Raw genomic sequence first — 21,608 nt, forward strand, 5'->3', positions numbered from 1 at the left:
TTGAAGCAGAACCGACGCTCCATTTTTTCGTCAGTGCCTCGCCGCAGAGCGTGATTGGGTGAACGATGCGCAGCTTTACCGAAGACCAGGTCATCTTCCGCGATTCCTACCGCAAGTTTCTCGCCAGCGAGATCGCGCCCCATATGGAAGAGTGGCGAGAGGCCGGCATCGTCGACCGCAATGCGTTCAAGAAGGCCGGCGACCTCGGCTTCCTGATGATCTGGCCTGAAGAGAAATACGGCGGCATGGGCGACGAGGACTTCCGCTACGAGCAGATCATCATCGAGGAGACCGCGCGCTCGGGCTGCAAGGGCTGGTTCAACACGCTGCACAGCCGCCTGGTCGGCTCCTATTTCAAGCGTTTCGGCACCGAGGAGCAGCGCGATCGCTTCCTGCCCAAATGCGTCAGCGGCGAGACCATCCTGGCGATTGCGACGACCGAGCCCGGAGCGGGCTCAGACCTCGCGGGCATGCGGACGACGGCCGAGGACAAGGGCGATCACTTCCTGCTCAATGGCTCGAAGACCTACATCTCCAACGGCATCAATTCCGACGTCGTGATCGTCGCGGCCAAGCTCGCAAGTGCCGAGAAGAAGCACGCCATGGTGCTCTTGATCGTCGAGCGCGGCATGGACGGTTTTGAGCGCGGCCGCAATCTCAAGAAGATGGGCATGCCGGCGCAGGACACCGCCGAGCTGTTCTTCCAGAATGTGAAGGTGCCCAAAGGCAACGTGCTGGGCGAGCCGGGCAGGGGCTTCTACTATCTCATGGAAGGCCTTGCCGAGGAGCGGCTGATCTCCGCGGTCGGATCGATCGCCAATGCCCGTAAGGCATTCGACATCACGCGCGCTTACGTGATGGACCGCAAGCTGTTCGGCCGGCCGCTCGCCGAGCAGCAGAACACCCAGTTCCGCATGGCGGAGATGGATGCCGAGATCGATCTCGTCCAGGTCTATGTCGATCACTGCGTCGTCGAGCACAATGCCGGACGCCTGACCAGCAACATGGGCGCCAAGGCTAAGATGATGTCGTCGGAAGTCGAGTGGAAGATGCTCGACCTCGGCGTGCAGCTGCACGGCGGCGCCGGCTATATGGACGAATATCCGATCAGCCGGATGTTCACCGATGCGCGCGTCAACCGGATCCTGGCAGGAAGCTCGGAAGTGATGCGGCTGATCATCGGCCGCGACGTCTTCTCGGAACAGTACAAGAGCATTCTCGATTAGCCGCTCACCGCGGCCAGCCGTCTATCTTGCTCGTGGCTACCCACGCGCCTGCCGCAGCGGCTCGCGCGCGTGCTCCTTGGAGCGCATCAATGCGTCGACGAAGATCGGCTCCCAGGAGCGGATGTGGCTACGAAGCAAGGCCGGCAGCGCCTCGGTCTCGCCGGCGAGCGCGAGTTCGATCAGCCGGTAGTGCTCGGGCACCGAGGCCAGCTGTCGCTCGTGGCCGGCGCGGGAGCTGATGCCATAGAGCCGCATCTTGTCGCGCAGGCCCATCACCATCTCGGTCAAGAGCTCGTTGCCGGCGGCGGCGATGAACTCGCGATGATAGGCGCGGTCGGCCTCAAGATAGAGCTGGACGTCGTCGGTCTCGACGGCTTTGGCGATCTGGTCGGCCCAGCCACGCACCGCCGGTAAATCCTTTGGCGGATTGGCGGCGACCAGCACGGCGGCGTGCAGCTCCAGCACCTCGCGCATGTCGAACAGGTTGCGCAGCTCGGTCAGCGTCGGCTCGACGACCTTGAAGCCGCGGTTGCGCATCGGCTCGACCAGGCCACCACGGCTGAGCTCGAGCAGCGCTTCGCGCACAGGCGTCGAGGAGACGCCGAGGCTCGCGGCGAGGCTCGGCACCGAATACATCGTGCCGGGCAGGCTCTGGCCGGAAATGATTTCGGCACGCACCCGCTGCAGCACCTGTTCTCGCAAATTTTGGTCCATGGGTGGTCGCAGCCGCTTCTCGCTGGGAACTTCGATTCGTCCGCTGATTATTACTTAGCCTTGACGGGCGCGGTAGCGTATGACGTAAATGTGTAACGCATTACCAAAATGCGTCACAAGGGCTGACTTGACGATGAGGCGGCGGTGAAACAGCGGATATCCGGCTATTGCACGCTTTGTCGTTCGCGCTGCGGTGCCGTCACCGTCGTCGAGGACGGACGCTTGGTCAGCGTAGAGGTATTAAATAACCATCCGACTGGCGGCGCGCTGTGCGCCAAAGGCCGCGCCGCTCCGGAAATCGTCGCCAGCCCGCGCCGGCTGACCGTCCCGCTCAAGCGGACGCGTCCGCGCGGTGCCGCCGACCCGGGCTGGGTCGAGGTGTCCTGGGACGAGGCGCTGACCGAGATTGCCAACCGGCTCGGCGCGATCCGCGCCGAGAGCGGCGCCGAGGCGGTGGCGTTCGGTGTCACCACGCCGAGCGGCACGCCGATGGTCGACAGCTTCGAGTGGGTCGAGCGCTTCATCCGCGGCTTCGGCAGCCCGAACCTGATCTACTCCGTCGAGATCTGCGGCTGGCACAAGGATTTTGCGCACGCGCTGACCTTCGGTCGCGGCATCGGCTTTCCCGATTACGACAATGCCGATGCGATCATCCTGTGGGGCCACAACCCCGCGCGCACCTGGCTCGCCCAGGCGACGCGGATCGCCGACGCGCGGCGGCGCGGCGCCAAGGTCGTCGTCATCGATCCCAAGCCGAACGGCTCCGGTCAGCAGGCCGACCTCTGGCTTCGCATCCGCCCGGGCGCCGATGGCGCGCTGGCGATGGGCGCGATCCGCCATCTCATCGCGACCGGCAGCTTCGATGCTGACTTCGTCGACGCATGGACCAATGGATCGCTGCTGGTCGATCGCGCGACCGGGCGTTTCCTGCGCGCCGATGCATTGTGGCCGGATGGCGCGGCGGACGTTTTCGTTCGCCTCGATGCGTCGGGCTCGCCGGTGCCTTGTGATACCCGTTACACGCAGCAGAGCGGTGGCCGGTTGCGCGGCGTGCTGTCGGTCCGTGCACGCGATGGCCGCATGATCTCGGCCGCAACCGCGTTCGAATTGCTCGTCGAGCGGGCTGCACCGTACACGCCGGCGCGCGTGGCGGAGCTGACCTGGCTACCCATCGCGGACATCGAGGCGTTCAACGCGCTGCTCGCGACGCGGCCGCGGCTCGCCTATCATTCCTGGACCGGCGTCGGCCAGCACACCAATGCGACCGCGATCGAGCGCACGATCGCCTCACTCTACGCACTGACCGGCGCTTGCGACCGGCCCGGCGGCAATCGCTGGCCGGTTCCGCCGCCGACGCGTGCGCTCAACGACTACAACATCCTGCCGCCGGAGCAGCAGGCCAAAGCGCTCGGCATCGCCGAACTGCCGCTCGGGCCGCCCGCAAAGGGCTGGATCACGGCGCGCGATTTCAGCCGGGCGGTGCTCGAGGGCGAGCCTTACCGCGTGCGCGCGCTGGTCGCGTTCGGCACCAACTTCGTCGTCTCGCAGGGCCATTCCGAGCGCAACAAGGCCGCGCTGAACGCGCTGGAATTCCAGGTTCATATCGACATGTTCATGAACCCGACCGCGGAGAGCGCCGATTTCGTGCTGCCGGCGAGCACGCCGTGGGAGCGCGACGCGCTCAAGATCGGGTTCGAGATCACGCAGGCGGCGGTCGAGACCGTGCAGTTTCGCCCGCGCATGGTCGAGCCGGTCGGCGAGGTGAAGGCCGATTACGAGATTGCCGCCGCGCTTGCGCTGAAGCTCGGCATGCACGAGCTGTTCTTCGGCGGCGACATCGAGGCCGGCTGGAACTATCAGCTGGCGCCGCTCGGCGTCGGTGTCGAGGACCTGCGTGGTCATCCCGAAGGACGACGCTTCCCGCAGGCCTTCCGCGACGAGAAGTACGCCGTCACCCGCGAGGACGGCACGGCGGCGGGCTTCGCGACGCCGACGCGGCGTGTCGAGATCTATTCGGAACTGATGCTGGGACACGGGCATGATCCGTTGCCCGATCACGTCGAACCGGTCGGCAGCCCGCTCACGACGGCCGCGGACGATCGCTTTCCGCTCGTGCTGTCCACCGCCAAGAGCGGCTGGTTCATTCACTCCTCCTGGCGGCATGTCGCGTCGCTGCGGCGGAAGTCGCCCGACCCGGCCGTCGAGATCAGCCCGCAGCTCGCCGCGCAGCGCGGGCTGGTCGAAGGTGACTGGGCCGTGGTGGAGACACAGGGCGGCGGGGTGCGGCTGAAGGTGCGCCTCAACGCGGCGCTCGACGAGCGCGTCGTCGTCGCCGAGTTCGGCTGGTGGGAGGATTGTCCGCCGCTCGGCCGCGATCGCTCGGCTGCGGCAGGCGCCCTCACGCGCAACATCAACGCGGTGCTGCATGACGACGCGCGCGATCCGGTCAGCGGCTCGGTGCCGCTGCGCGCCATCGTCTGCGATATCCGGCGTGACGGCGTTGCCAGCCGCGGCGTCTGGAGCGGCCAGAGGCGGTTCGTGGTCGGCGCGCGCCGGGCCGAGGCCGATAACGTCGTCGCCCTCAGCCTGCTGCCGCTTGACGGCGGTCCGCTGCCCGACTTCCTGCCAGGGCAGCACGTGATGACCGCATTGCCGGGCGCAACGGAGGCGCGCGCTTATTCGCTGACCGGGCCGAGCGATCTGCCGCAGTCGTTGTCGATTGCGGTGAAGGGACGTTTCTTCGACGAAGTAAAGTGCGGCGATGCGCCGTTCTTCATGCCGGATCGCTTGCATGGCCTTGCCGTCGGCGACGAGGTTCTGCTGGAGCCGCCGGGCGGCGTCTTCACCCCGCCCCTGAAAGGGCTGCGGCCGCTGGTCTTCCTCGCTGCCGGCATCGGCATCACGCCGTTCATCAGCCATCTCGAGACGCTGCAACGCATTGCGCAACAGGATCGCGTCGCCGAGATCCTGCTGCTCCATGGCTGCCGCAGCAGCCACGAGCATCCGTTCGCGCAACGGCTTGCGGAATTGGAAGTCGGCATTCCGGAGCTGACGCGCTTGACATTCTATTCGGCGCCCTTAGCGCAGGATCAGATCGGCTCGCCTGCGTTGCGCAAGGGGCGGATCGATCTCGAACAGATCAAGCCGCTGCTGGCGCGCCGGCCGCTGGTCTACATCTGCGGCTCGCCGGATTTCGTCGCGGCGCAGATCGAGGCCGCAGCGGTACTCGGCATTCCGCGGTTCGACATTTTTGCCGAAAGCTTCGTGTCGCCGCCGGCGGTGCCGAGCAACCTCGCGCCGCGCACCATCCGGCTCGCCAACAGCAAGCAGAGCTTTTCGTGGGGACCGGAGCAGGGCACGCTGCTCGACGCGGCGAGCGCGGCGGGCGTCGCGCTGCCGAGTGGCTGCCGGGTCGGGCAGTGCGAGAGCTGCGCGGTCGAGGTCGTCGATGGGGAGTTCACCCATCTCGGCCCGGTTGACGGCGGCGAGGGACGTTGCCTCGCCTGCCAGGCCGTGCCGCTTACCGACCTCACGCTCGCCCTTTGATGACCAAACACGATTGACGGCCAACCGCATCACCGGAAGGGGATCAGATTGATGACGAATGCAACGCACGACCAGACCTTGAGCCTGCGGAAGCCCGTCGCGGATAACATCATGGCGCGATTTTCGCAGGCTCTGGTGGCGTTCGCGGAGCGCTGGTTTCCGGATGCGTATGTCTTCGTCCTGATCGCCGTGATTGCGGTTGCCGCGGGCGCGATCCTGCATGGCGGTTCGCCGCTCGCCGTCAGCCGCGCCTTTGGCGACGGGTTCTGGAATCTGATTCCCTTCACGATGCAGATGGCGCTGGTCGCGATCGGCGGCTATGTCGTGGCGATGTCGCCGCCGGTGGCGGCCGTGCTGGCGCGGCTCGCGAGCGTGCCGAAGACCGGACGCGGCGCGGTGGTCTTCGTCGGCGTGCTCAGCATTGTCCTCTCGCTGCTGAACTGGGGCCTCAGCCTGATCTTCTCCGGCCTGCTGGTGCGGGAGATCGCGCGACGCACCGACATCAGGCTCGACTATCGGGCCGCCGGCGCGGCCGGTTATCTCGGGCTCGGCTGCGGCTTCACCCTCGGCATCACGTCATCGGCCGCGCAGCTCCAGGCCAACGCCGGCAGCATTCCGGCGTCGCTGCTGCCGATCACCGGCGTGATCGGCTTCTCGGAGACCATCCTGACCTGGCAGAACATGGTCACCGTGGTGATGGTGACGGTCGTCTCGGCCGCGATCTGCTATTTCACGACGCCCGCGCCCGAACAGGCGAAGACGGCGGAAGATCTCGACGTCGCGCTCGGCGATGATCGCATCGAGCCGAGGAAGCCGGCGCGTCCGGGCGACTGGCTCGAGTTCAGTCCGCTGCTGACGATCCTGATCGCGCTGCTTGCCGCCGGCTGGCTGTGGCAGACCTTCCAGTCGGGTAACCCGCTGATCACGCTGTCCGGACTCAACACCTACAATTTCGTCTTCCTCATTCTCGGTATCGTGCTGCACTGGCGGCCGCGCAGCCTGATCGAGTCGTTCTCCAAGGCGATGCCGAGCGTCTCCGGCGTACTGCTGCAGTTTCCGTTCTATGCCGGCATCGCGCAGATCCTGACCAAGGTGCCGAACAGCAGCGGCACCACGCTATCGGACACCATCGCGCACTGGTTCGTCGGCGCCTCCAGCAACTCGACCGTGTTCTCGTTCCTGGTCGGAATCTACTCCGCGCTGCTCGGCTTCTTCGTGCCGTCGGCCGGCGGCAAGTGGATCATCGAGGCGCCCTATATCATGAAGGCGGCCAACGACATCGGTGCGCATCTCGGCTGGACCGTGATGGTCTACAACATCGCCGAAACGCTGCCGAACTTCATCAATCCGTTCTGGATGCTGCCGCTGCTCGGCATCCTCGGCCTGAAGTCGAAGGATCTGATCGGCTATACGTCGGTACAGTTCTTCATCCACTTCCCGATCGTGATGCTGCTGGCGGCGATCCTGATGGCGACCTTCACCTATCATCCGCCGATCCTGCCCTGAGCGATCGTGGCCGGGCACCGGGACACGGTGGCCGGCCACTTTCCGCCAGTTCAGGCCGGCCGCGTCCGACGTCACCAAAACTGTGCTGTTTTTCCACCCGCCGCGAATAAGGCATCGCGCCGGGCCACGATCTTTGGTCAGTCATTTCATTGACCGCGGTGCGGTTCGGTCGGATATTGATGCGTATCCGCGTCGTTCAAGGTCACCGCAATGAGACATAACCACCGCAGCTTGATGTGCGACATGCGACGCCGCATGCAGCATCGCTGTGTCTCGGCGGCGACCGGCGTCTGTTGTTGATCGCTTCATAATCCAGAGCACCCGACAGTCAGACAGGAGCGCCGTCTTCGGCGCGTGAGCACGCATGTCCCAAGCCCAGATCTCCCAAGCCCAAAGCCCTCAACCGCAAGCCTACGTCATCGAAGTCTCGGATCGAACCGCGGGGATCGTCGTCGGCGACAGCCGTGGCTTCTGCTTCTTCTCGTCTGACCGCGCCTTCGACGGTCTCGACGGCGACTATTTCGGTTCCGCGCGCGCGGCGGAGCGCGCGGTGAGGGCGCTTTTGCAGCGCCGCCAGGTCCGCGCCAAGTCGTCATCGATCTCCAGCACGCCATGAAAGGGCAATCATGAATACGAGACGCACCATCCTTGCAGCCGCGCTGGCATTGTCCGCATTTGCGGTCGCGCCGGCCCACGCCGAAGACAAGCCGACCGAGATTCGCATCGGCACGCAAAAGGGCGGCTTGTTTCCGGCCGTCCGCCAGCGTCACACCGTCGAGGACGCGTTCAAGCCGCTCGGCATCGAGGTGAAGTGGATCGACTTTCAGTTCGGGCCGCCGCTGCTCGAGGCGATCAATGTCGGCAGCGTCGATTTCGGTTTCGTCGGCGACACGCCGCCGATCTTCGCACAAGCCGGCGCGGCCAAGGTCACGTACGTGGCGGCGGTGACGTCTGACGGCAACACCCAGGCGATCATCGTGCCGGCGGACTCCCCGATCAAAACGCTCGCCGACCTCAAGGGCAAGCGCGTCGCGTTCGGCAAGGGCTCGAGTGCGCACAACCTGCTCGTTGCGGCGCTCGACAAGGCCGGCCTTTCCTGGAGCGACATCACGCCGACACCACTGGCGCCGGCGGACGCTACCGTCGCCTTCTCCCGGGGCATCGTCGACGCGTGGTCGATCTGGGATCCTTACCTCGCCTTGGCGGAGATCAAGGACAAGGTGCGTGTGATCGCCTTCGACAAGGACGTGCACAAGCCGAATGCGTTCTACATCGCGGGGTCGGACTTTGTGGCAAAGTATCCGTCCACCGTCGCGAAGCTGAATTCCATTTTCGCGGCCGAAGGCAAATGGGCTGCCGATCATCGCGAGGAGGTGGCTCGGGCGCAGGCCGAGGCGACCGGCGTCGACATCGAGGCCATCAGGCGCTTCGTCGCGCGCTCGAATTACCAGGTGGTGCCGGTCGATGCGGAGATTGTCAGGAGCCAGCAGGCGATTGCCGATCGCTTCAAGGCCATCGGGCTGATTCCGCGGCCGATCAATGTGTCCGACATCGTCTGGAAATGGACGCCAGGCTCCTGAACGTCCTTCGGGCATTGGCGAGCGCAGGCCTCGCTTGCGGCGGTCGTCGCTCGGGCTCGATACGCCCGAGCGAGCGACGCGCGGCCCGTGCCCGGATCAGGCCGGGCAGACCATCGTCAACAGGAGAAGCGTCGGGGGCTGATCGTCGCCATTTGCATGTTCCCAGACCAGCAGGATGTCGTGCCGATCGGCGTTCGGCGCGTTCTTGTCCTGCTCCTTGACGTCAATCTTGATCGGGATCGGGGGTTCGGAGTTGAAGCACTTGCGCACGCTGGCATCCAGCAGGGCGCATTTCGTTAGCGGAACGACACCGGGCTCGTCCTTGGAGAGGGCTGCAGTGCTTGCCTGCGTGGCGAGATCCAGCCGCGCCTTGCCCATCTCCCGCTGCCACCGCTTGCCGCTTCCGCCCGGCCACTGGTCCCGGGGCGACAGGATCGGCTGGTACTGGCCATATTCCAGCGTCTCGATGTCGATGTGATCCGACGCCTTAAGTATTGCGACGCTCTTGATCATGTTCTGCAAAGGATAGTAGTGCGCGTTGATGTGATCTTTAAATTGCTGATTGTTGAATACTCTTCCGCCCATAAGATTGCCCTTTCATTGCAACTTTGGATTGCTCTGGCTATACGCAAGTTATGCAACGCTGGTACGTCGAACGAATAGGTCTTGCAGCTCCAGTTCCGCCGTCCGATTTCGGTCGTGCTTCGACCTACCACTCAAGACTGTATCTCGTCCAGTTCAACAACTTCCCGGATTGGCGCGGATGCGGGCGGGCTGCACGTCCGGATTGATAAGCATGTCCCGATGGGTAATCTCTACTCTAGGCTGCTCACCGGGGGAGCCGGCGATACCGCAGTAGCCTTTGAGAGCAGGGGAATGCTTTGCTTTGCATGCCAGTCGACGATCGGAGCGGACGACAATTGGTGCGCCAAATGCGGTGCTGCTGTAGCTAAGCGCGTGGACCCCGATAGCGAACAACGATTTGTGACGATCCTTCGCGCCGACGTGGTCGACTCGACGGGGCTCGTCGCGGATTTGGACCCCGAAGCGGCCGTCTCGCGCCTGGAGCCGGCCCTGATCGCGATGCGAGGCGCCGTACGCCAGTTTGGCGGCATCGTCAGCAAGGAGCTCGGCGATGGGCTCGCCGCGGTATTTGGCGCGCCGGTCGCTGACGACAACCATGCGCCGCTCGCCTGCCATGCGGCGATCGAGTTGGTCCGACGAGTCGCGGGTTTGGGCGACCCGGGGCTCCAGGTTCGGGTCGGGCTCCATTCGGGGCGCGTGGTCGCCTACATGGTCGCGAGCGAGTACTCCAAGGTTTACGAGATCGGGGGGGCCGCGCAGCACCTTGCGGCACGGCTTGAGGCGGTCGCCGAACCGAACCAGATCTACGCGTCCGAGGCCTGCCAGAACCTTGCCGAAGGCAACGTGCAGTTTGAATATCTGGGTCGGAGGCAGCTCAAGGGATTTAGCGAGCCCTTACCCATCTACCGCGTTGCAAGCGCAACGGATGTCTCCAGCTGGCGGGTACGCAGGGCCCGAAGCGTTGCGCGATTCGTCAACCGGTCGAAGGAAACGGCGCTGCTCAGGCAGTTGGCGCGCGACGCTGACCCCAACCGGCAAACGGCACTCTTGGTTGGCGATCCCGGCATCGGGAAATCGCGGCTGGTGCATGAGTTCGTTGACCAACTCACCCGGGAGGGTTGGCTGCCGATCCATGCCGAATGCAGCCCGAACCTTCAAGGCGCGCCGTTCAGCACGCTCAAGGCACTGATGCTCTCGATCCTGGAGGGAGCCTCAACGGACACGGACAGCCTGGCGAATCTGACAGGGATTCAACGTTCGGCCATCGACGCGGTGCTTGACCGACCGATATCGGATTCGGAATGGGGCGAGCTGGAGCCGCACGCGCGCGGCCGTGCGATCAGCGAAGCATGCTGTGCGATTGTCGAAGGCCTGGTCGTCCGCCGGCGTGCGGTGATCCTCATCGAGGATCTGCACTGGATTGATCGCGCCAGCGAGACCGTTATGGCTGCACTCGCTTCGCTGAGGGCACCCGGCCTGCTGGTGTTGCTGACCAGCCGGCCCAACGGAATTCCGGATTGGGTTGCGCGCAGCAACGCCGAAATCACGGCGTTGCGTTCGCTCGGGGAGGATGCGGGACGCGAGATGCTGGACGACATCCTGGGCGCGTCCGCGAACATGGCTGATCTGAAGAGCCGCGTCGTTCTCCATACGGCCAGCGTACCTCTCTTCATTGAAGAGGTTTGTCGCAGCCTCAAGGACAGTGGAGTCCTCCGGGGACATTGGGGCGACCTGGCGCTCGCGCGCCCGGTCGGCGATCTCGGAATTCCGAGCAGCATTCAAGGCGTCATCGCCACGCGTCTGGATCGCGTATCGAAGGAAGAGCGCTCGCTGTTGCAGATTGCGGCGGCGTTGGGACCGTCTTCGACGGAATCCCTGCTGCGTGAGGTGGCCGGCCTGCCGCAAGAGGCTTTTCAGCGCTGCCTGACGGCGCTCGATCGCGCCGAGTTTCTCGTGAGGATCGATCTCGAGCAGGACAGCTTGCTCGAATTCCCGCACGAGATGGTTCGCCAGGTAACCTACGACTCGATGGTCGAAAAGCTGCGAGAGAGCGTCCATGCCCGTATTCTTGCGACGCTGGAAGACAACGGCAGTTCCTACGATGAGCCTAACAAGCTCTGCTATCACGCAATGCGGGCGAAGGATTGGCAGAAGGCCTTCGCTTACGGCAGAACTGCCGCGCGCAAGAGCCTGGCACGATCGGCATTTGCCGATGCGATCAACTACTTCGAGATCGCAATGGCCGCGCTCGACAAAACGCCGTTCGCCCGCTCGCGCGAAGCGGATGCGATCGACCTTCGTATCGAGGCGCGCACGGCGTTCATGAGCGCCGGCAAGGTCGCCGAATGGTTCGACCTTGGAAGGGATGCGGAGGGACGTGCCAACGCAGTCGACGATATCGGGCGAAAAGTCGCGGCGATGGCGGTCAGGTCGGGAGCCCAGAACTTTTACGGCACGCCGATAGAGGCAATCGAAACCGGCGAGGAGGTTGCTCGCCTGGCCGGGGAATGGGGCAATCCCGGTTGGCTCAACCTGGCTCAGTATAGCCTGGGCCAGGCCTATTTCATCGCCGGCCGGTTCCGCGAGGCCGAGCAGATGCTGGGAGAGGCGTGCCTCCGCCTTTCCGGGCCGGATGCCAGCGCGCCGCCAGGGACCACACCGAGAACACTGCTGTTGCTGTGTTGCATGATGAAGAGCGTAACCCACACGACGCTGGGAGAGATCGACAGCGGTATCGAATTTCACGAGCGCGCGGCAGCGATCGCCAATGAGAGCAATCGACCGTTTGATCGCGTCGCCGCGGGATACAGTGGCGGCTTCCTGATGCTCGGGCAGGGCAACCCCGCGCGAGCAGCTGATATCCTGGAGGAGGCTTTCGCGCTCACGCAGAAGTATGGAATTCGGCTCTTCGTGCCGGTTGTCGCGTGCCATCTCGGTATCGCATATCTGGAGCAGGGGCGTCTCGATCAAGCGCGGCTGACGCTTATTGAAGCCCGGGAGGAAGCCAGATCGGTCGGTTACACCTCGATTGTGCTGCGAACCTCGATCTACCTGGCGCTCGCTGTCAGCCGGCTTGGCGATCCGCAGGCTGCGCTGAACACGTTGAGAGAGGCGCGCAACACTGCGCGGCAGCAGGGCTTCTCCGGCCTGGAAGCCGAGGCGCTGTTCAGCGAGGCAACTATATCGCCTGCCACGAATGCGGACGAGACGAATTTGGTTCTCAACCAGCTGCGCGCGGCAATCGCGATTGCATCGGACAATGGCGCGAAGCCGCTGCTGCACCGGGCCGAAGCGCTGCTAAACGAAATGCTCGCCGATTCTCAGGGAAGCTTCTGGCGGCGCTAGGAAGCTGCGGCGAGCGGCGGCGAGAACACCTGCGGTGCCTCGGGCTCCAGCGTGGCGGTCGTCGCCAGCTGAAAGCGGATACCGTGCACGGAAACGGTCAACGGGATCGTGCGGAAGTCGTCGTGGAAGGCGCGGATCCGGCGGGCGAGCTCGGCCGGGCTGATGCCGGTGGGCAGCTCGCACATGTCGCGGTACATCTGCCTGGTGCTCTTGATGCCGCACCAGGCGATGTCCAATTCCCTGAGCGGTGAGGGCTCGCGGGCAAGCTCGCGCGACATCCGCCAGAAAAGATGCGCAAGCCGAACATAGGCAATCTGCTCGAGCCCGCGCACGCTGATCTTATCGGGAACGATGAAGGACTCGACCCCGACGATGGGACCGGAATCGACACGCGCGGCCATCACATGGGCCGTCGCACCGAACATGCGGGCGCCGTCATAGAGCGCGAAATGCGCCGGCGCCCAGCCGGGATATTGCGGCGGGCCGGGGTGAAAATTGTAGGCGCCGTGGCCAAGCGCCGCCAGAATGCTTTCAGGCACGATGACGCTGGTGGTGAATGCGAGCAGCCGGGCCCCGCGCAACACCTCAGGCTCGATCGCCGCGAGGTCCTCGGCCGTCACCGCGCAGCGGAACGACAGCGCCGGATTGTGCGCCTTCAACAGTTCGGTGAGCGCGAATTGCTGGCTGGCGACGCCGGTGAGAAGGATGATGGTCTTCATGATGTCGGTATCCTTCTCTTACTCTTGTCCTGATGTCAGCCGCGTTGCCCGGCCATGACGACGACGCTGCCGGCGTCGCGGGATTGGCCCACGGTGCGGAACAGGTCGGCCGGCAAAGTCTGCCACGGCGCAATCTCGATGATCCGGTTGTTCGTGCTGGCGGCGGCCGATTTGGCCGAGCCAATATCGTCCTGCCAGGGGCAGAGCGCGAGCTCCAGCCGGCCGAACCCGCCGCAATCGGCAGCGAACGCGTCGGTGATTGCCTCAATACTGGCAGCCATCTCGCGCGCGTCGCTGGTCGCGATGTCGCGCATGATCACGGTGATCGCGTCATTCGAGGCTGCCTGCGACTTGACCACGATCATGGCGTCGCGACCGCCGCTGCGGCTGGCGCGCCGCGCCGGGCGCATCGCGACGCCGAATTCGGCGTCGGGTCCGAGATCGCTGTTGTCGGTGGGCAGGTTGTGGATGATCGTCGTATGGCGAGGCGTGCCGGCGTCCTCCGCGGGGGCATGATACGAGCGCGGCAGCCAGACGGTGTCGAGCGCCATCTGCGACGAGGTCAGGCTCCAGGCCTGGTCGAGCAGGTAGCCCTCCCAGACCGCGGGATAGGCGGTCGCGATGTGATGCCAGTTGCGCAGCAGCGCCTCGGCGGCCGGGGAACGACCGACATACAGAGTGCGCGCCGACATCTCCCACCGGTTCCACTTGTGGAGCGCGATGTCGCAATCGAGGAATGACGGTAGCAGCGGCGGCTCGCTGAGCGTTGCATCGGCCTCGATGAAGAGCAGCGGCTCGCGATGCTCTTCCCACATTCGCAGCATGAAGCCGGACTTCTCGGATGGACGCATGTGCTCGCCGTCGGCAGTGTCGATCGGCACGATGTCGCAGGCGATCTCGAATTCAGCCAGCTTCTCCCGGAGCGCGCGGGCAGGATCGTCGCCGCGGGCGCGGGGATAGCACGAGACCACGCGCAGCGCTGCGTCGGATCGCGCGCCCTCCGCCGGTGCGATGGGACGCCAGTTGAGGCCTCCCCACCACATCTCGTGCGGGCCGTCGAAGCTCGGCCCGATCGTCCCGAAGTCGGTCAGCTTGGACTTCAGGAAATCGAACGCGGGATTCTCGCCGAACGGGATAACGATCGCGCAGTCGGTGCGGAGCGACCGGTAAAGCAATTCAGCAGCGGGGCCGCTCGGCGGTTCGGCGAGGACGATGACGCCATGGTCGCGCCCCGGCTCGGAACCAGCCGGATGGACGGTCGCGCCTCCGAGCCGGTCGGATAGCCAGGCGACCCGCCGGCGCTGCGCAGCGCTCATCCGGATGCCGCTCTCCGCCAGCAATTGATCAAAATTCGTCTGCAAGCCGTCCGCTTGCACCGTGTCAGCCGAAGTCATGCCCGCGCTACCCCTCGTTAACCTTCTACGGGCGGGGCGGCCAGATCAGGCGGACAAATCACTCGGCGCTGGTCGCTTTCGCATCGTTGGCGTTGCGCCAGCTCAGCGTGGCCGCGGGCGCCCGGTTATCGTCGCGGTCCTCGACGGCGAGGATGCGGTCGTGGTCGAGTGCGGTCAGCGCGATCGTGTAGATCGCAACATCGGCTTCGAAGCCGTCGACCGGGATCAGCAGCATGCCGTCGTCGGTGTCGGCACGGAACTGACGGCCGCGCCTCTCGAGGCCGGCATCGATCAGCCGTGCCTCCGCGACCGTCTTCAGGTTCGAGCTCTCAGCAGCCTTCGCGGCGCTCTCGCCGTACTGCACCGTGATGCCGTGGAGCATTCCGTGACGGGTGAGCTTTGCCAGCGGCAGTGCAATGGTCGCGACCGCCATGCGCCGCGACAGCGGAATCCGCAGGCGGAGGTCGCCGAGCCCGGTGTGATAGACGCTGACGGGTTCGAGCGCTGCCTGGCCGTCGTGCCCGAACAGGCCGACCTGCAAGGTGCCGCATTGCGCCTCGCCGAACACGTTCGCAGGCAGGCGGTTGGCGCCGAACAGCGTGTAGAGATAGGCGTGCGACGGCGACAGCGCGGCAAAGCTTCCGGCCAGCCACATCGGCGGCGCCGGTGCAGTGCATGCCGTGGATAGGCCGCGGGCAATGATGCAGTCATTGATGAGGTTGGCGTCGAGCAGCGGCGCCAGCGCCTGCGTGCCGAGGTTGACGTCATGCCTGATACCGCCGAGCAGCACGAGTTCGTCATCGTCGGGCAGCAGCAGCAGGCGTCCGAGCACGGCGGTGGCCCATCGTGCCGCAACAGCGGGGTCCGCATCGGGCTGCAATGCGTAGCGCGGGGCCAAATCGCGGGCGCGCGATGCATAGGCCAGCGCTCCGGATTGCACTTCGTTTGCCAGCGCCAGCTGGGCGGCCGGACGCTGATCGCCCTCGCGCAACACTTCGCCGCCGCGATAATCGCGCGCCGATCCTTCGTCAGAGCAGCAAAGCTGCTCCAGCAACGCGACGTTGCGGATCAGCATGCGCTTGACGTGCGGTGTGACGATGCGATCCGAGATCAGGCCTTCCGCGGTGTCGTCGTCGGCGACGTCGTCGAAGGCATCGTCAAGCGTCAGCAGATAGACGCCGTGCAGGCGAGTGCGAATGCCTTCGCGATCGAAGATCCGCCGCAGCGACTTCTGCACGCTCGCGGAATAGCCGAGGTCGACGAGGATCAGGTCGGTGCAGTCGTCGAAATTCGCGATCTTGGCGCGAATGTAGGCCAGCAGGCGGCTGCGGATACCGGCGGCGATATCGGTGATTTCGCGCGGATCCATCAGATCGGGCAGCGCGTCGGCGAGTTCGCGGCCGCTCGCAATGCCGTCGGGATACTGCGCGAAGAAATTCATCACCGCGGGTGGCTGCACCTTGACGATATCGACGAAGGTCGGCGCGTCGATCTTGACGACCCGGCTCAATAGCTCACTGAGAGGTTCGAGCGTGTCGGCGGAGCCGACCAGGCTGACACGGCGATTGATCTCGAGATAGGCGCCGGTTTCGTCGTGACTTGCCTGCCAGACGCGATAGGGCAGCAGACCGTCGCGGCCAAGGAATCCGATCGCAACGCGTGCGCCCTCGCGCGCCAGCGCCGTCCGCCGCGCTTCGATGAATGCGTCGAACGCCGCCATGACAGGGCCGAGCACGGTCACGCCGAGGTTGAAGGCCGGAGACTGCTCTGCGCTCCGGGCCGTCACCGCGCGCCGTAGCGTGCGCGCGCCGCAATCGAGTCGCGACGGCTGATCGGGGCACAGCAGTTCGAAGATCGACGTCTCTCGCTGGAGCTTCGATGCCAGCGCCGCGCTGGCCTGCGGATAATAGCGCGGGCGGATGCCGTGACGGCGGGCGCCTTTGATATCCGCGTTGTGATTGTCACCGACATGGAACGAGCTCGCGGCGTCGATGCCCTGCTCGGCGAGATAGGCCCCGAACAGCGCCTCGCTCTTGCTGCTGCCGTGATCGCAGGATGCGTAGAGGAAATCCCAGGTCAGTCCGGGGCTGCAGGACCGCAGCAGCTGCGCGAGCTGGTCGGTATTCCAATAGGTGTCGGAGATGAATCCGGTGCGAAAACCGCCGCGCTTCATGTCGATATATTGCTCGAGCATTTCCGGATTGACGCGGCACAGCTCGAGCTCGGCGTCGAATTCGATCCGTGCGAGATCCTGCAACGCATCGCGGTTCAGGCCGAACAACCTGAACGGAAAGTACTTGTAGATGTCGGCGATGCGCACTTCGGTGGTGGCGCTGCGCTCCAGCGCCAGCTTGCGCGCGCGTGCCTCTGCCTGGATTCGATGCTGAACGAAACTGACGGACATGCTCGGAAATTTTTCAGCAATGCGCGAAAGCTGAAAAACCCTTTCAAATACGCCATCTGGCGTCGTGCAGGCACGCAACAGAAATGTATCGAAAACATCGAATGAACATGCAGAAATATTCTGCGCTCGACGCGTTGCGTCGACCGTCATGATCGTCATGCGCAAAATTCCCGCCGGTCCTCATGCGTTGAACGCCTGCGTGAGACAAATCAGGCGCGATCATTCAAAAAAGTTGATGCGGGATTCGAAAACGCGCGCTTCGCGACTGACAGATTCAAAAAATCCGATAACGTCGAAATAGTGATTCGGAAAAAATTGCCTAGTCGAATTCATCGAATGCAAGATGGCGACCAACGGCGATGGATCACCCGCATGCTCCGCGCATGCATGTGTTCGCGTGGCGTTAGTTGATGTGACAACAGCGTTTTCCGACGCGACGAATTCTTCCGCGGGCATGCGAGGCGATGCTGAACGACTGCTCCATTCTCCGTAGAATTGCCGGCTGCGCCTCCGCGCAGCGGCAGCTTTTGCCGGGCAGTCGGCAAAATAATCCAGCTAAGCATTTGAAAAATAACAAAAAAAGTTCGCCTGGTTTACTCCAGCCCTCCGTTCAACGCTCAGAAGCCGTATGGGATGTGTGCCAGCGGCGTTGGTTGGAGAGCGGCGGATGAGTTACGCGCTTGATGTGACGGCAGCGGTCGAGGTGGAGGCCACGGCGGCCGCGGCTGCGCCGGTCGAAGCGGCTGCTCCCTGGAGCAACGTCCCCACCGTTGCCGATGCAGGCCCGCTCGACACCGTCGAGATCCAGGACGAGGACAAGGAACTGCTCGACCGCCTCGCCGCCGGCGACGAGGCGGCGTTTCGTGCTCTCGTCGAACGTCATGTCGATCGCGCCTACGCGATCGCACTGCGCATCGTCGGCAACGCCGCAGACGCCGAAGACGTGGTGCAGGACACGATGCTGAAGGTGTGGACGCATCGCGGCCGCTGGCAGCATGGCCGCGCCAAGTTCTCAACCTGGCTCTATCGCGTCGTCAGCAACCGCTGCATCGATCTGCGTCGCAAGCCGCGCACCGAGAATGTCGATGTCGTGCCCGAGGTCGCCGACACGCAGCTCGATGCGAGCACTGTGATCGAGCGCAATGAAATCGGCAATCTGCTGGAGGTCGCGATGCAGCGGCTGCCCGAGCAGCAGCGCGTCGCGGTGATCCTCTCGTATCACGAGAACATGAGCAACGGCGAGATCGCCGAGGTGATGGACACGACCGTAGCCGCAGTGGAGTCGCTGCTGAAGCGCGGGCGACAACAGCTTCGCGAGATGCTGAAGCGGCACGAGCGTGACCTGCGCGGCGCGTTTACCGACTGCTAACCATAAATTCCGGCTTCTGAAGATTTCGCGCCTGACCACCGACGGCCGACCCGTTTGATCGGGCGGACGGGGGCTGGAACCGCGTCACCTCACTTTCTCACGATGCGGCATGCCATGCCCCATCAGCACAGGAGCTACTCATGCCCGCAATTTCCACCAACACCGCCGCCAACTCCGCGGTCCGCTACCTCAACATCAATTCGATGCAGGAAACCAGCGCGCTGTCGAAGCTGTCGAGCGGCTCGCGCATCACCTCGGCGTCCGACGACGCCGCCGGCCTCGCGATCTCGACCCGCATTTCCTCCGACATCACGACGCTGCAGCAGGCCGCCACCAACGCGGCGCAGGCGACCTCGATCCTGCAGACCGCCGACGGCGGCGCCTCCAACATCTCGGACATCCTGGCCCGCATGAAGTCGCTGGCCTCCGAGTCCGCCTCCGGCACCGTCGCCGATTCCAGCCGTGCCTACATCAACTCGGAATTCACGCAGCTCAAGGGCGAAATCGACTCGATCGCTACCGGCACCCGCTACAGCAGCCAGAGCCTGCTGGATGGTTCGAGCGTGTTCTCCTCGGGCGTCGCGGTGCTGGTCGGCTCGACCTCGGCGGACACCATCACCATCACGCTGACCAACCTCACCGCGTCCTCGCTCGGCGTCACCTCGCTCGACGTTTCGACGCTGTCGGCTGCCACCAGCGCGATGTCGGCCCTCGACAGCGCCATCGACAGCGTGTCGTCCGCCCGTGCCGAGATCGGTGCCCAGGAATCGCGCTTCAACTTCAGCGCCGACTCGATTTCGACCCAGACCCAGAACCTGCAGTCCGCCAATTCGGCGATCAAGGACGTCGATATCGCCGCCGAGCAGGCGACGCTGTCTTCGGCCGAAGTGAAGACCCAGGCCGCGGTTTCGGCGGAAACGGCGGCAAACCAGATGCCGCAGTACCTGCTGAAGCTGCTCGGCTAGTTTGAACGGCTGATCGGGCCGGCATGATGCCGGCCCGATTCTTGTTGCGGCGGAAGTGTCGACATGACGGTTAGCAGCGCGACCTCGGGCACCTCGAGCACGTCAAGCACGACGTCGGCGAGCTCCGCCAGCACGGTGACAACGACCGGCACCACTAATTCGGCCAGTATCGACTGGACCGCGCTGATCAACGCCGAGGTCAACGCCAAGCTCGCGCAGGCGACCAACATCACGACATCGATCACTGCGAACCAGGCCAAGATCACCGCCTACCAATCCCTGCAGACCGAGCTGTCGACGCTGGCCAGCGGCCTGTCGTCGCTCAGCACCTCGATCATCAACTCGATCGCCACCAATGCGTTCGCCACGCGCTCGGCGACGATTTCCTCCACCGGCGACGTCAGCGCCTCCTCGGCACTCAACATGAGCGTCAACAGCGGCTCGGCGACCGGCAATCACACGCTCCAGATCACCCAGCTCGCGACCGCGCAGAAGGTGATCGGCTCGACGCAATCGAGCACGTCGACGGCGCTGGGCCTCTCCGGCACGTTTTCGCTGGGGCTGGCCGGCGGCAGCAGCGCCGCGATCTCGATCACCAGCGGCATGTCGATGCAGGATGTCGCCGACACCATCAATGCCCAGACCTCGACCACCAACGTCCAGGCCTCGATCGTCCAGGTGTCGAGCGGGTCCTATGAGATGGTGCTGACGGGGACCCAGGATGCCGCCAACATCACCTATTCGTCGACCTCGGGCGACGACATCATGAACAAGCTCGGCGTCACCGACACGACGGGGGCCTTCACCAATGTGCTGCAGAAGGCGCAGTCCGCGCAATTCAGCCTCGACGGCATCGCGCTTACCCGCAACACCAACGATATTTCCGACGTGCTCTCCGGCGTCACCTTCGATCTGCTGCAGCCGACGCCGAGCGGCACCAGCCTGAACATCAGCATCCAGACCGACACCAGCCAGATCACCACGGCGCTGCAGACCTTCGTCACCAACTACAATGCGTTTCGCGACCAGGTGATCGCACAGTCCGCGCAGAACTCCGACGGCACGGCCGCATCGAGCGCCGTGCTGTTCGGCGACAGCACGATGCGCGATATCATGACCCAGCTCCAGCAGGTGCTGAGCGGGACCGTGAACGGCATGACGATGGCCGATCTCGGCCTGTCGTTCAACGAGAACAACGAGCTGCAGCTCGACACCGGCACGCTGTCGACCGTGCTGACGCAGAATCTCGCCGGTGTCACCAAGCTGCTGTCGGCGCAGACCACGACCTCGTCGAGCCAGTTGAACGTCGTCAACACCGGCACGTCGCCGCAATCCTTCACGCTCGACGTGACGGTGGATTCGACCGGGACGCTGAACGGCGCGTCCGTCGGCGGCGACAGTTCCGGCTTTTCGGTCGTCGGCAACACCATTATCGGCAACTCGGGCACGATCTACGCCGGGATGGCGTTCACCTACACCGGTTCGACCTCGCAATCGATCACCGTGTCGTCGACATCAGGCCTTGCATCGCAGATCTACCAGCTCGCGCACACCAATGCCGGGACCAGCGGCCAGCTGCAGACGCTGATCACCAATCTGCAGTCGCGCGACACCGACCTGCAATCCCAGGTCAGCGACATCCAGAGCAATGCGGCGACGTTCAAGGCGCAGCTGCAGCTTCAATTCGCCAATTACCAGGCCGCCATCGAAAGCGCGAACAACACGCTGGGCTACCTGAGCGCCCTCCTGAACGCATCATCGAGTAAATAATGACCCAGAATGCAATGGCCTACCACGCCAACAATGCCTACCGATCCGCCGCGGTGGCGGTGCCGCCGTTGAAGGCGGTGGTGATGCTGTGCGACGGCGCCATCACGTTTCTGCAGAAGGCGCTGGATGCGCACGAGGCGAAGCGCTTCGAGGAAGGCCACGCCCATCTGACGCGGGCGACCGCGATCCTGCGTGGACTGAGCCACAATCTCGACGTCACCCGCGGCGGGGCGATGGCCGATCGCCTGTTCCGGACCTACAATGCCCTGATCATGGCATGCCTGCGCTCCTATGGGCGACCGCAGGCCAAGGAGAATTTCCGGCGCATCATCGCCAGCCTGACGGAGCTTCGCGACGCCTGGAAGTTCGTCGAGGCAACCGCCGGCAAGGCCGCCAAGGCCAAGACATCCGAGAAGACGCTCGAATCAGCCGCCGGCCGCTGAGCGCGGGACGGCACGAATCGCCCGGCGAAGCGGCCTTTCCGG

15 protein-coding genes are annotated in these 21,608 nt (G+C 64.5%); 10 read left to right on the forward strand and 5 right to left on the reverse strand.

What is annotated here, in order from left to right; translation table 11 throughout:
* Nucleotides 1–65: 65 nt before the first annotated feature.
* The gene (locus tag ACTUWL_RS26585; RefSeq protein WP_021078937.1) at nucleotides 66–1,226 is read left to right on the forward strand and encodes an acyl-CoA dehydrogenase family protein; all 1,161 of its coding nucleotides are present in this window, start codon (nucleotides 66–68) and stop codon (nucleotides 1,224–1,226) included.
* A gap of 36 nt (nucleotides 1,227–1,262) precedes the next feature.
* Here the strand turns inward: ACTUWL_RS26585 and ACTUWL_RS26590 are convergent, their stop codons facing one another.
* A complete protein-coding gene (locus ACTUWL_RS26590) occupies nucleotides 1,263–1,940 on the reverse strand; it encodes a GntR family transcriptional regulator (RefSeq protein ID WP_021078936.1) in 678 nt (225 codons plus the stop codon).
* Nucleotides 1,941–2,162: 222 nt separating this feature from the next.
* On the opposite strand from ACTUWL_RS26590, the gene ACTUWL_RS26595 reads away from it, so the two are divergent.
* From ACTUWL_RS26595 to ACTUWL_RS26610, 4 genes are all read left to right on the forward strand, one after another.
* A complete protein-coding gene (locus ACTUWL_RS26595; RefSeq protein ID WP_448212388.1) occupies nucleotides 2,163–5,486 on the forward strand; it encodes a molybdopterin-dependent oxidoreductase in 3,324 nt (1,107 codons plus the stop codon).
* 51 nt (nucleotides 5,487–5,537) lie between these two features.
* Nucleotides 5,538–6,992: a short-chain fatty acid transporter gene (locus ACTUWL_RS26600; RefSeq protein ID WP_021078934.1), complete on the forward strand. Its 1,455-nt coding sequence runs from the start codon at nucleotides 5,538–5,540 to the stop codon at nucleotides 6,990–6,992.
* Between the two features lie 364 nt (nucleotides 6,993–7,356).
* The gene (locus ACTUWL_RS26605; protein WP_021078933.1) at nucleotides 7,357–7,608 is read left to right on the forward strand and encodes a hypothetical protein; all 252 of its coding nucleotides are present in this window, start codon (nucleotides 7,357–7,359) and stop codon (nucleotides 7,606–7,608) included.
* 10 nt (nucleotides 7,609–7,618) lie between these two features.
* Complete coding sequence (locus ACTUWL_RS26610; protein ID WP_021078932.1) at nucleotides 7,619–8,572, forward strand: aliphatic sulfonate ABC transporter substrate-binding protein; 954 nt, start codon at nucleotides 7,619–7,621, stop codon at nucleotides 8,570–8,572.
* Nucleotides 8,573–8,668: 96 nt separating this feature from the next.
* On the opposite strand, the gene ACTUWL_RS26615 is transcribed toward ACTUWL_RS26610, so the two are convergent.
* Nucleotides 8,669–9,085: a hypothetical protein gene (locus ACTUWL_RS26615; protein ID WP_307756288.1), complete on the reverse strand. Its 417-nt coding sequence runs from the start codon at nucleotides 9,083–9,085 to the stop codon at nucleotides 8,669–8,671.
* A 363-nt stretch (nucleotides 9,086–9,448) separates the two neighbouring features.
* Between ACTUWL_RS26615 and ACTUWL_RS26620 the strand changes: the two genes are divergently transcribed.
* Nucleotides 9,449–12,502, forward strand: coding sequence for an ATP-binding protein (locus ACTUWL_RS26620; protein ID WP_021078930.1), 3,054 nt, complete (start codon nucleotides 9,449–9,451; stop codon nucleotides 12,500–12,502).
* Here ACTUWL_RS26620 and ACTUWL_RS26625 read toward each other — a convergent pair.
* From ACTUWL_RS26625 to ACTUWL_RS26635, 3 genes are all read right to left on the reverse strand, one after another.
* Entirely contained in the window at nucleotides 12,499–13,224 is a 726-nt protein-coding gene (locus ACTUWL_RS26625; protein ID WP_035651356.1) for a formyltransferase family protein, read from the reverse strand. The genes ACTUWL_RS26620 and ACTUWL_RS26625 overlap by 4 nt on opposite strands.
* A 32-nt stretch (nucleotides 13,225–13,256) precedes the next feature.
* Nucleotides 13,257–14,537 carry a hypothetical protein gene (locus ACTUWL_RS26630; protein WP_448212392.1) on the reverse strand — a complete coding sequence of 427 codons (1,281 nt, stop codon included), beginning with the start codon at nucleotides 14,535–14,537 and terminating at the stop codon, nucleotides 13,257–13,259.
* 136 nt (nucleotides 14,538–14,673) lie between these two features.
* Nucleotides 14,674–17,019: a type I pantothenate kinase gene (locus ACTUWL_RS26635; protein WP_021078927.1), complete on the reverse strand. Its 2,346-nt coding sequence runs from the start codon at nucleotides 17,017–17,019 to the stop codon at nucleotides 14,674–14,676.
* A 667-nt stretch (nucleotides 17,020–17,686) separates the two neighbouring features.
* On the opposite strand from ACTUWL_RS26635, the gene ACTUWL_RS26640 reads away from it, so the two are divergent.
* From ACTUWL_RS26640 to ACTUWL_RS26655, 4 genes are all read left to right on the forward strand, one after another.
* Nucleotides 17,687–18,388, forward strand: coding sequence for an RNA polymerase sigma factor (locus ACTUWL_RS26640; protein WP_021078926.1), 702 nt, complete (start codon nucleotides 17,687–17,689; stop codon nucleotides 18,386–18,388).
* A 140-nt stretch (nucleotides 18,389–18,528) separates the two neighbouring features.
* The gene (locus tag ACTUWL_RS26645) at nucleotides 18,529–19,353 is read left to right on the forward strand and encodes a flagellin (RefSeq protein WP_021078925.1); all 825 of its coding nucleotides are present in this window, start codon (nucleotides 18,529–18,531) and stop codon (nucleotides 19,351–19,353) included.
* A 63-nt stretch (nucleotides 19,354–19,416) separates the two neighbouring features.
* Nucleotides 19,417–21,123, forward strand: coding sequence for a flagellar filament capping protein FliD (fliD, locus tag ACTUWL_RS26650; protein ID WP_021078924.1), 1,707 nt, complete (start codon nucleotides 19,417–19,419; stop codon nucleotides 21,121–21,123).
* Nucleotides 21,123–21,566 carry a flagellar export chaperone FliS gene (locus ACTUWL_RS26655; protein ID WP_021078923.1) on the forward strand — a complete coding sequence of 148 codons (444 nt, stop codon included), beginning with the start codon at nucleotides 21,123–21,125 and terminating at the stop codon, nucleotides 21,564–21,566. The genes fliD and ACTUWL_RS26655 overlap by 1 nt, the downstream gene beginning before the upstream one ends.
* The last annotated feature ends 42 nt before the right edge of the window (nucleotides 21,567–21,608 follow it).

The organism is Bradyrhizobium sp. WCU1 (genome assembly GCF_053474805.1).

Excerpts from the sequence above, each read along its gene's own strand:
- ACTUWL_RS26640 (WP_021078926.1), top strand. The coding sequence starts at position 17,687 with ATGAGTTACGCGCTTGATGTGACGGCAGCGGTCGAGGTGGAGGCCACG.
- ACTUWL_RS26645 (WP_021078925.1), top strand. The coding sequence starts at position 18,529 with ATGCCCGCAATTTCCACCAACACCGCCGCCAACTCCGCGGTCCGCTAC.
- ACTUWL_RS26615 (WP_307756288.1), bottom strand. The coding sequence starts at position 9,085 with ATGATCAAGAGCGTCGCAATACTTAAGGCGTCGGATCACATCGACATC.
- ACTUWL_RS26655 (WP_021078923.1), top strand. The coding sequence starts at position 21,123 with ATGACCCAGAATGCAATGGCCTACCACGCCAACAATGCCTACCGATCC.
- ACTUWL_RS26590 (WP_021078936.1), bottom strand. The coding sequence starts at position 1,940 with ATGGACCAAAATTTGCGAGAACAGGTGCTGCAGCGGGTGCGTGCCGAA.
- ACTUWL_RS26630 (WP_448212392.1), bottom strand. The coding sequence starts at position 14,537 with ATGAGCGCTGCGCAGCGCCGGCGGGTCGCCTGGCTATCCGACCGGCTC.
- ACTUWL_RS26600 (WP_021078934.1), top strand. The coding sequence starts at position 5,538 with ATGACGAATGCAACGCACGACCAGACCTTGAGCCTGCGGAAGCCCGTC.
- ACTUWL_RS26610 (WP_021078932.1), top strand. The coding sequence starts at position 7,619 with ATGAATACGAGACGCACCATCCTTGCAGCCGCGCTGGCATTGTCCGCA.
- ACTUWL_RS26620 (WP_021078930.1), top strand. The coding sequence starts at position 9,449 with ATGCTTTGCTTTGCATGCCAGTCGACGATCGGAGCGGACGACAATTGG.
- ACTUWL_RS26635 (WP_021078927.1), bottom strand. The coding sequence starts at position 17,019 with ATGTCCGTCAGTTTCGTTCAGCATCGAATCCAGGCAGAGGCACGCGCG.
- ACTUWL_RS26605 (WP_021078933.1), top strand. The coding sequence starts at position 7,357 with ATGTCCCAAGCCCAGATCTCCCAAGCCCAAAGCCCTCAACCGCAAGCC.
- fliD (WP_021078924.1), top strand. The coding sequence starts at position 19,417 with ATGACGGTTAGCAGCGCGACCTCGGGCACCTCGAGCACGTCAAGCACG.
- ACTUWL_RS26585 (WP_021078937.1), top strand. The coding sequence starts at position 66 with ATGCGCAGCTTTACCGAAGACCAGGTCATCTTCCGCGATTCCTACCGC.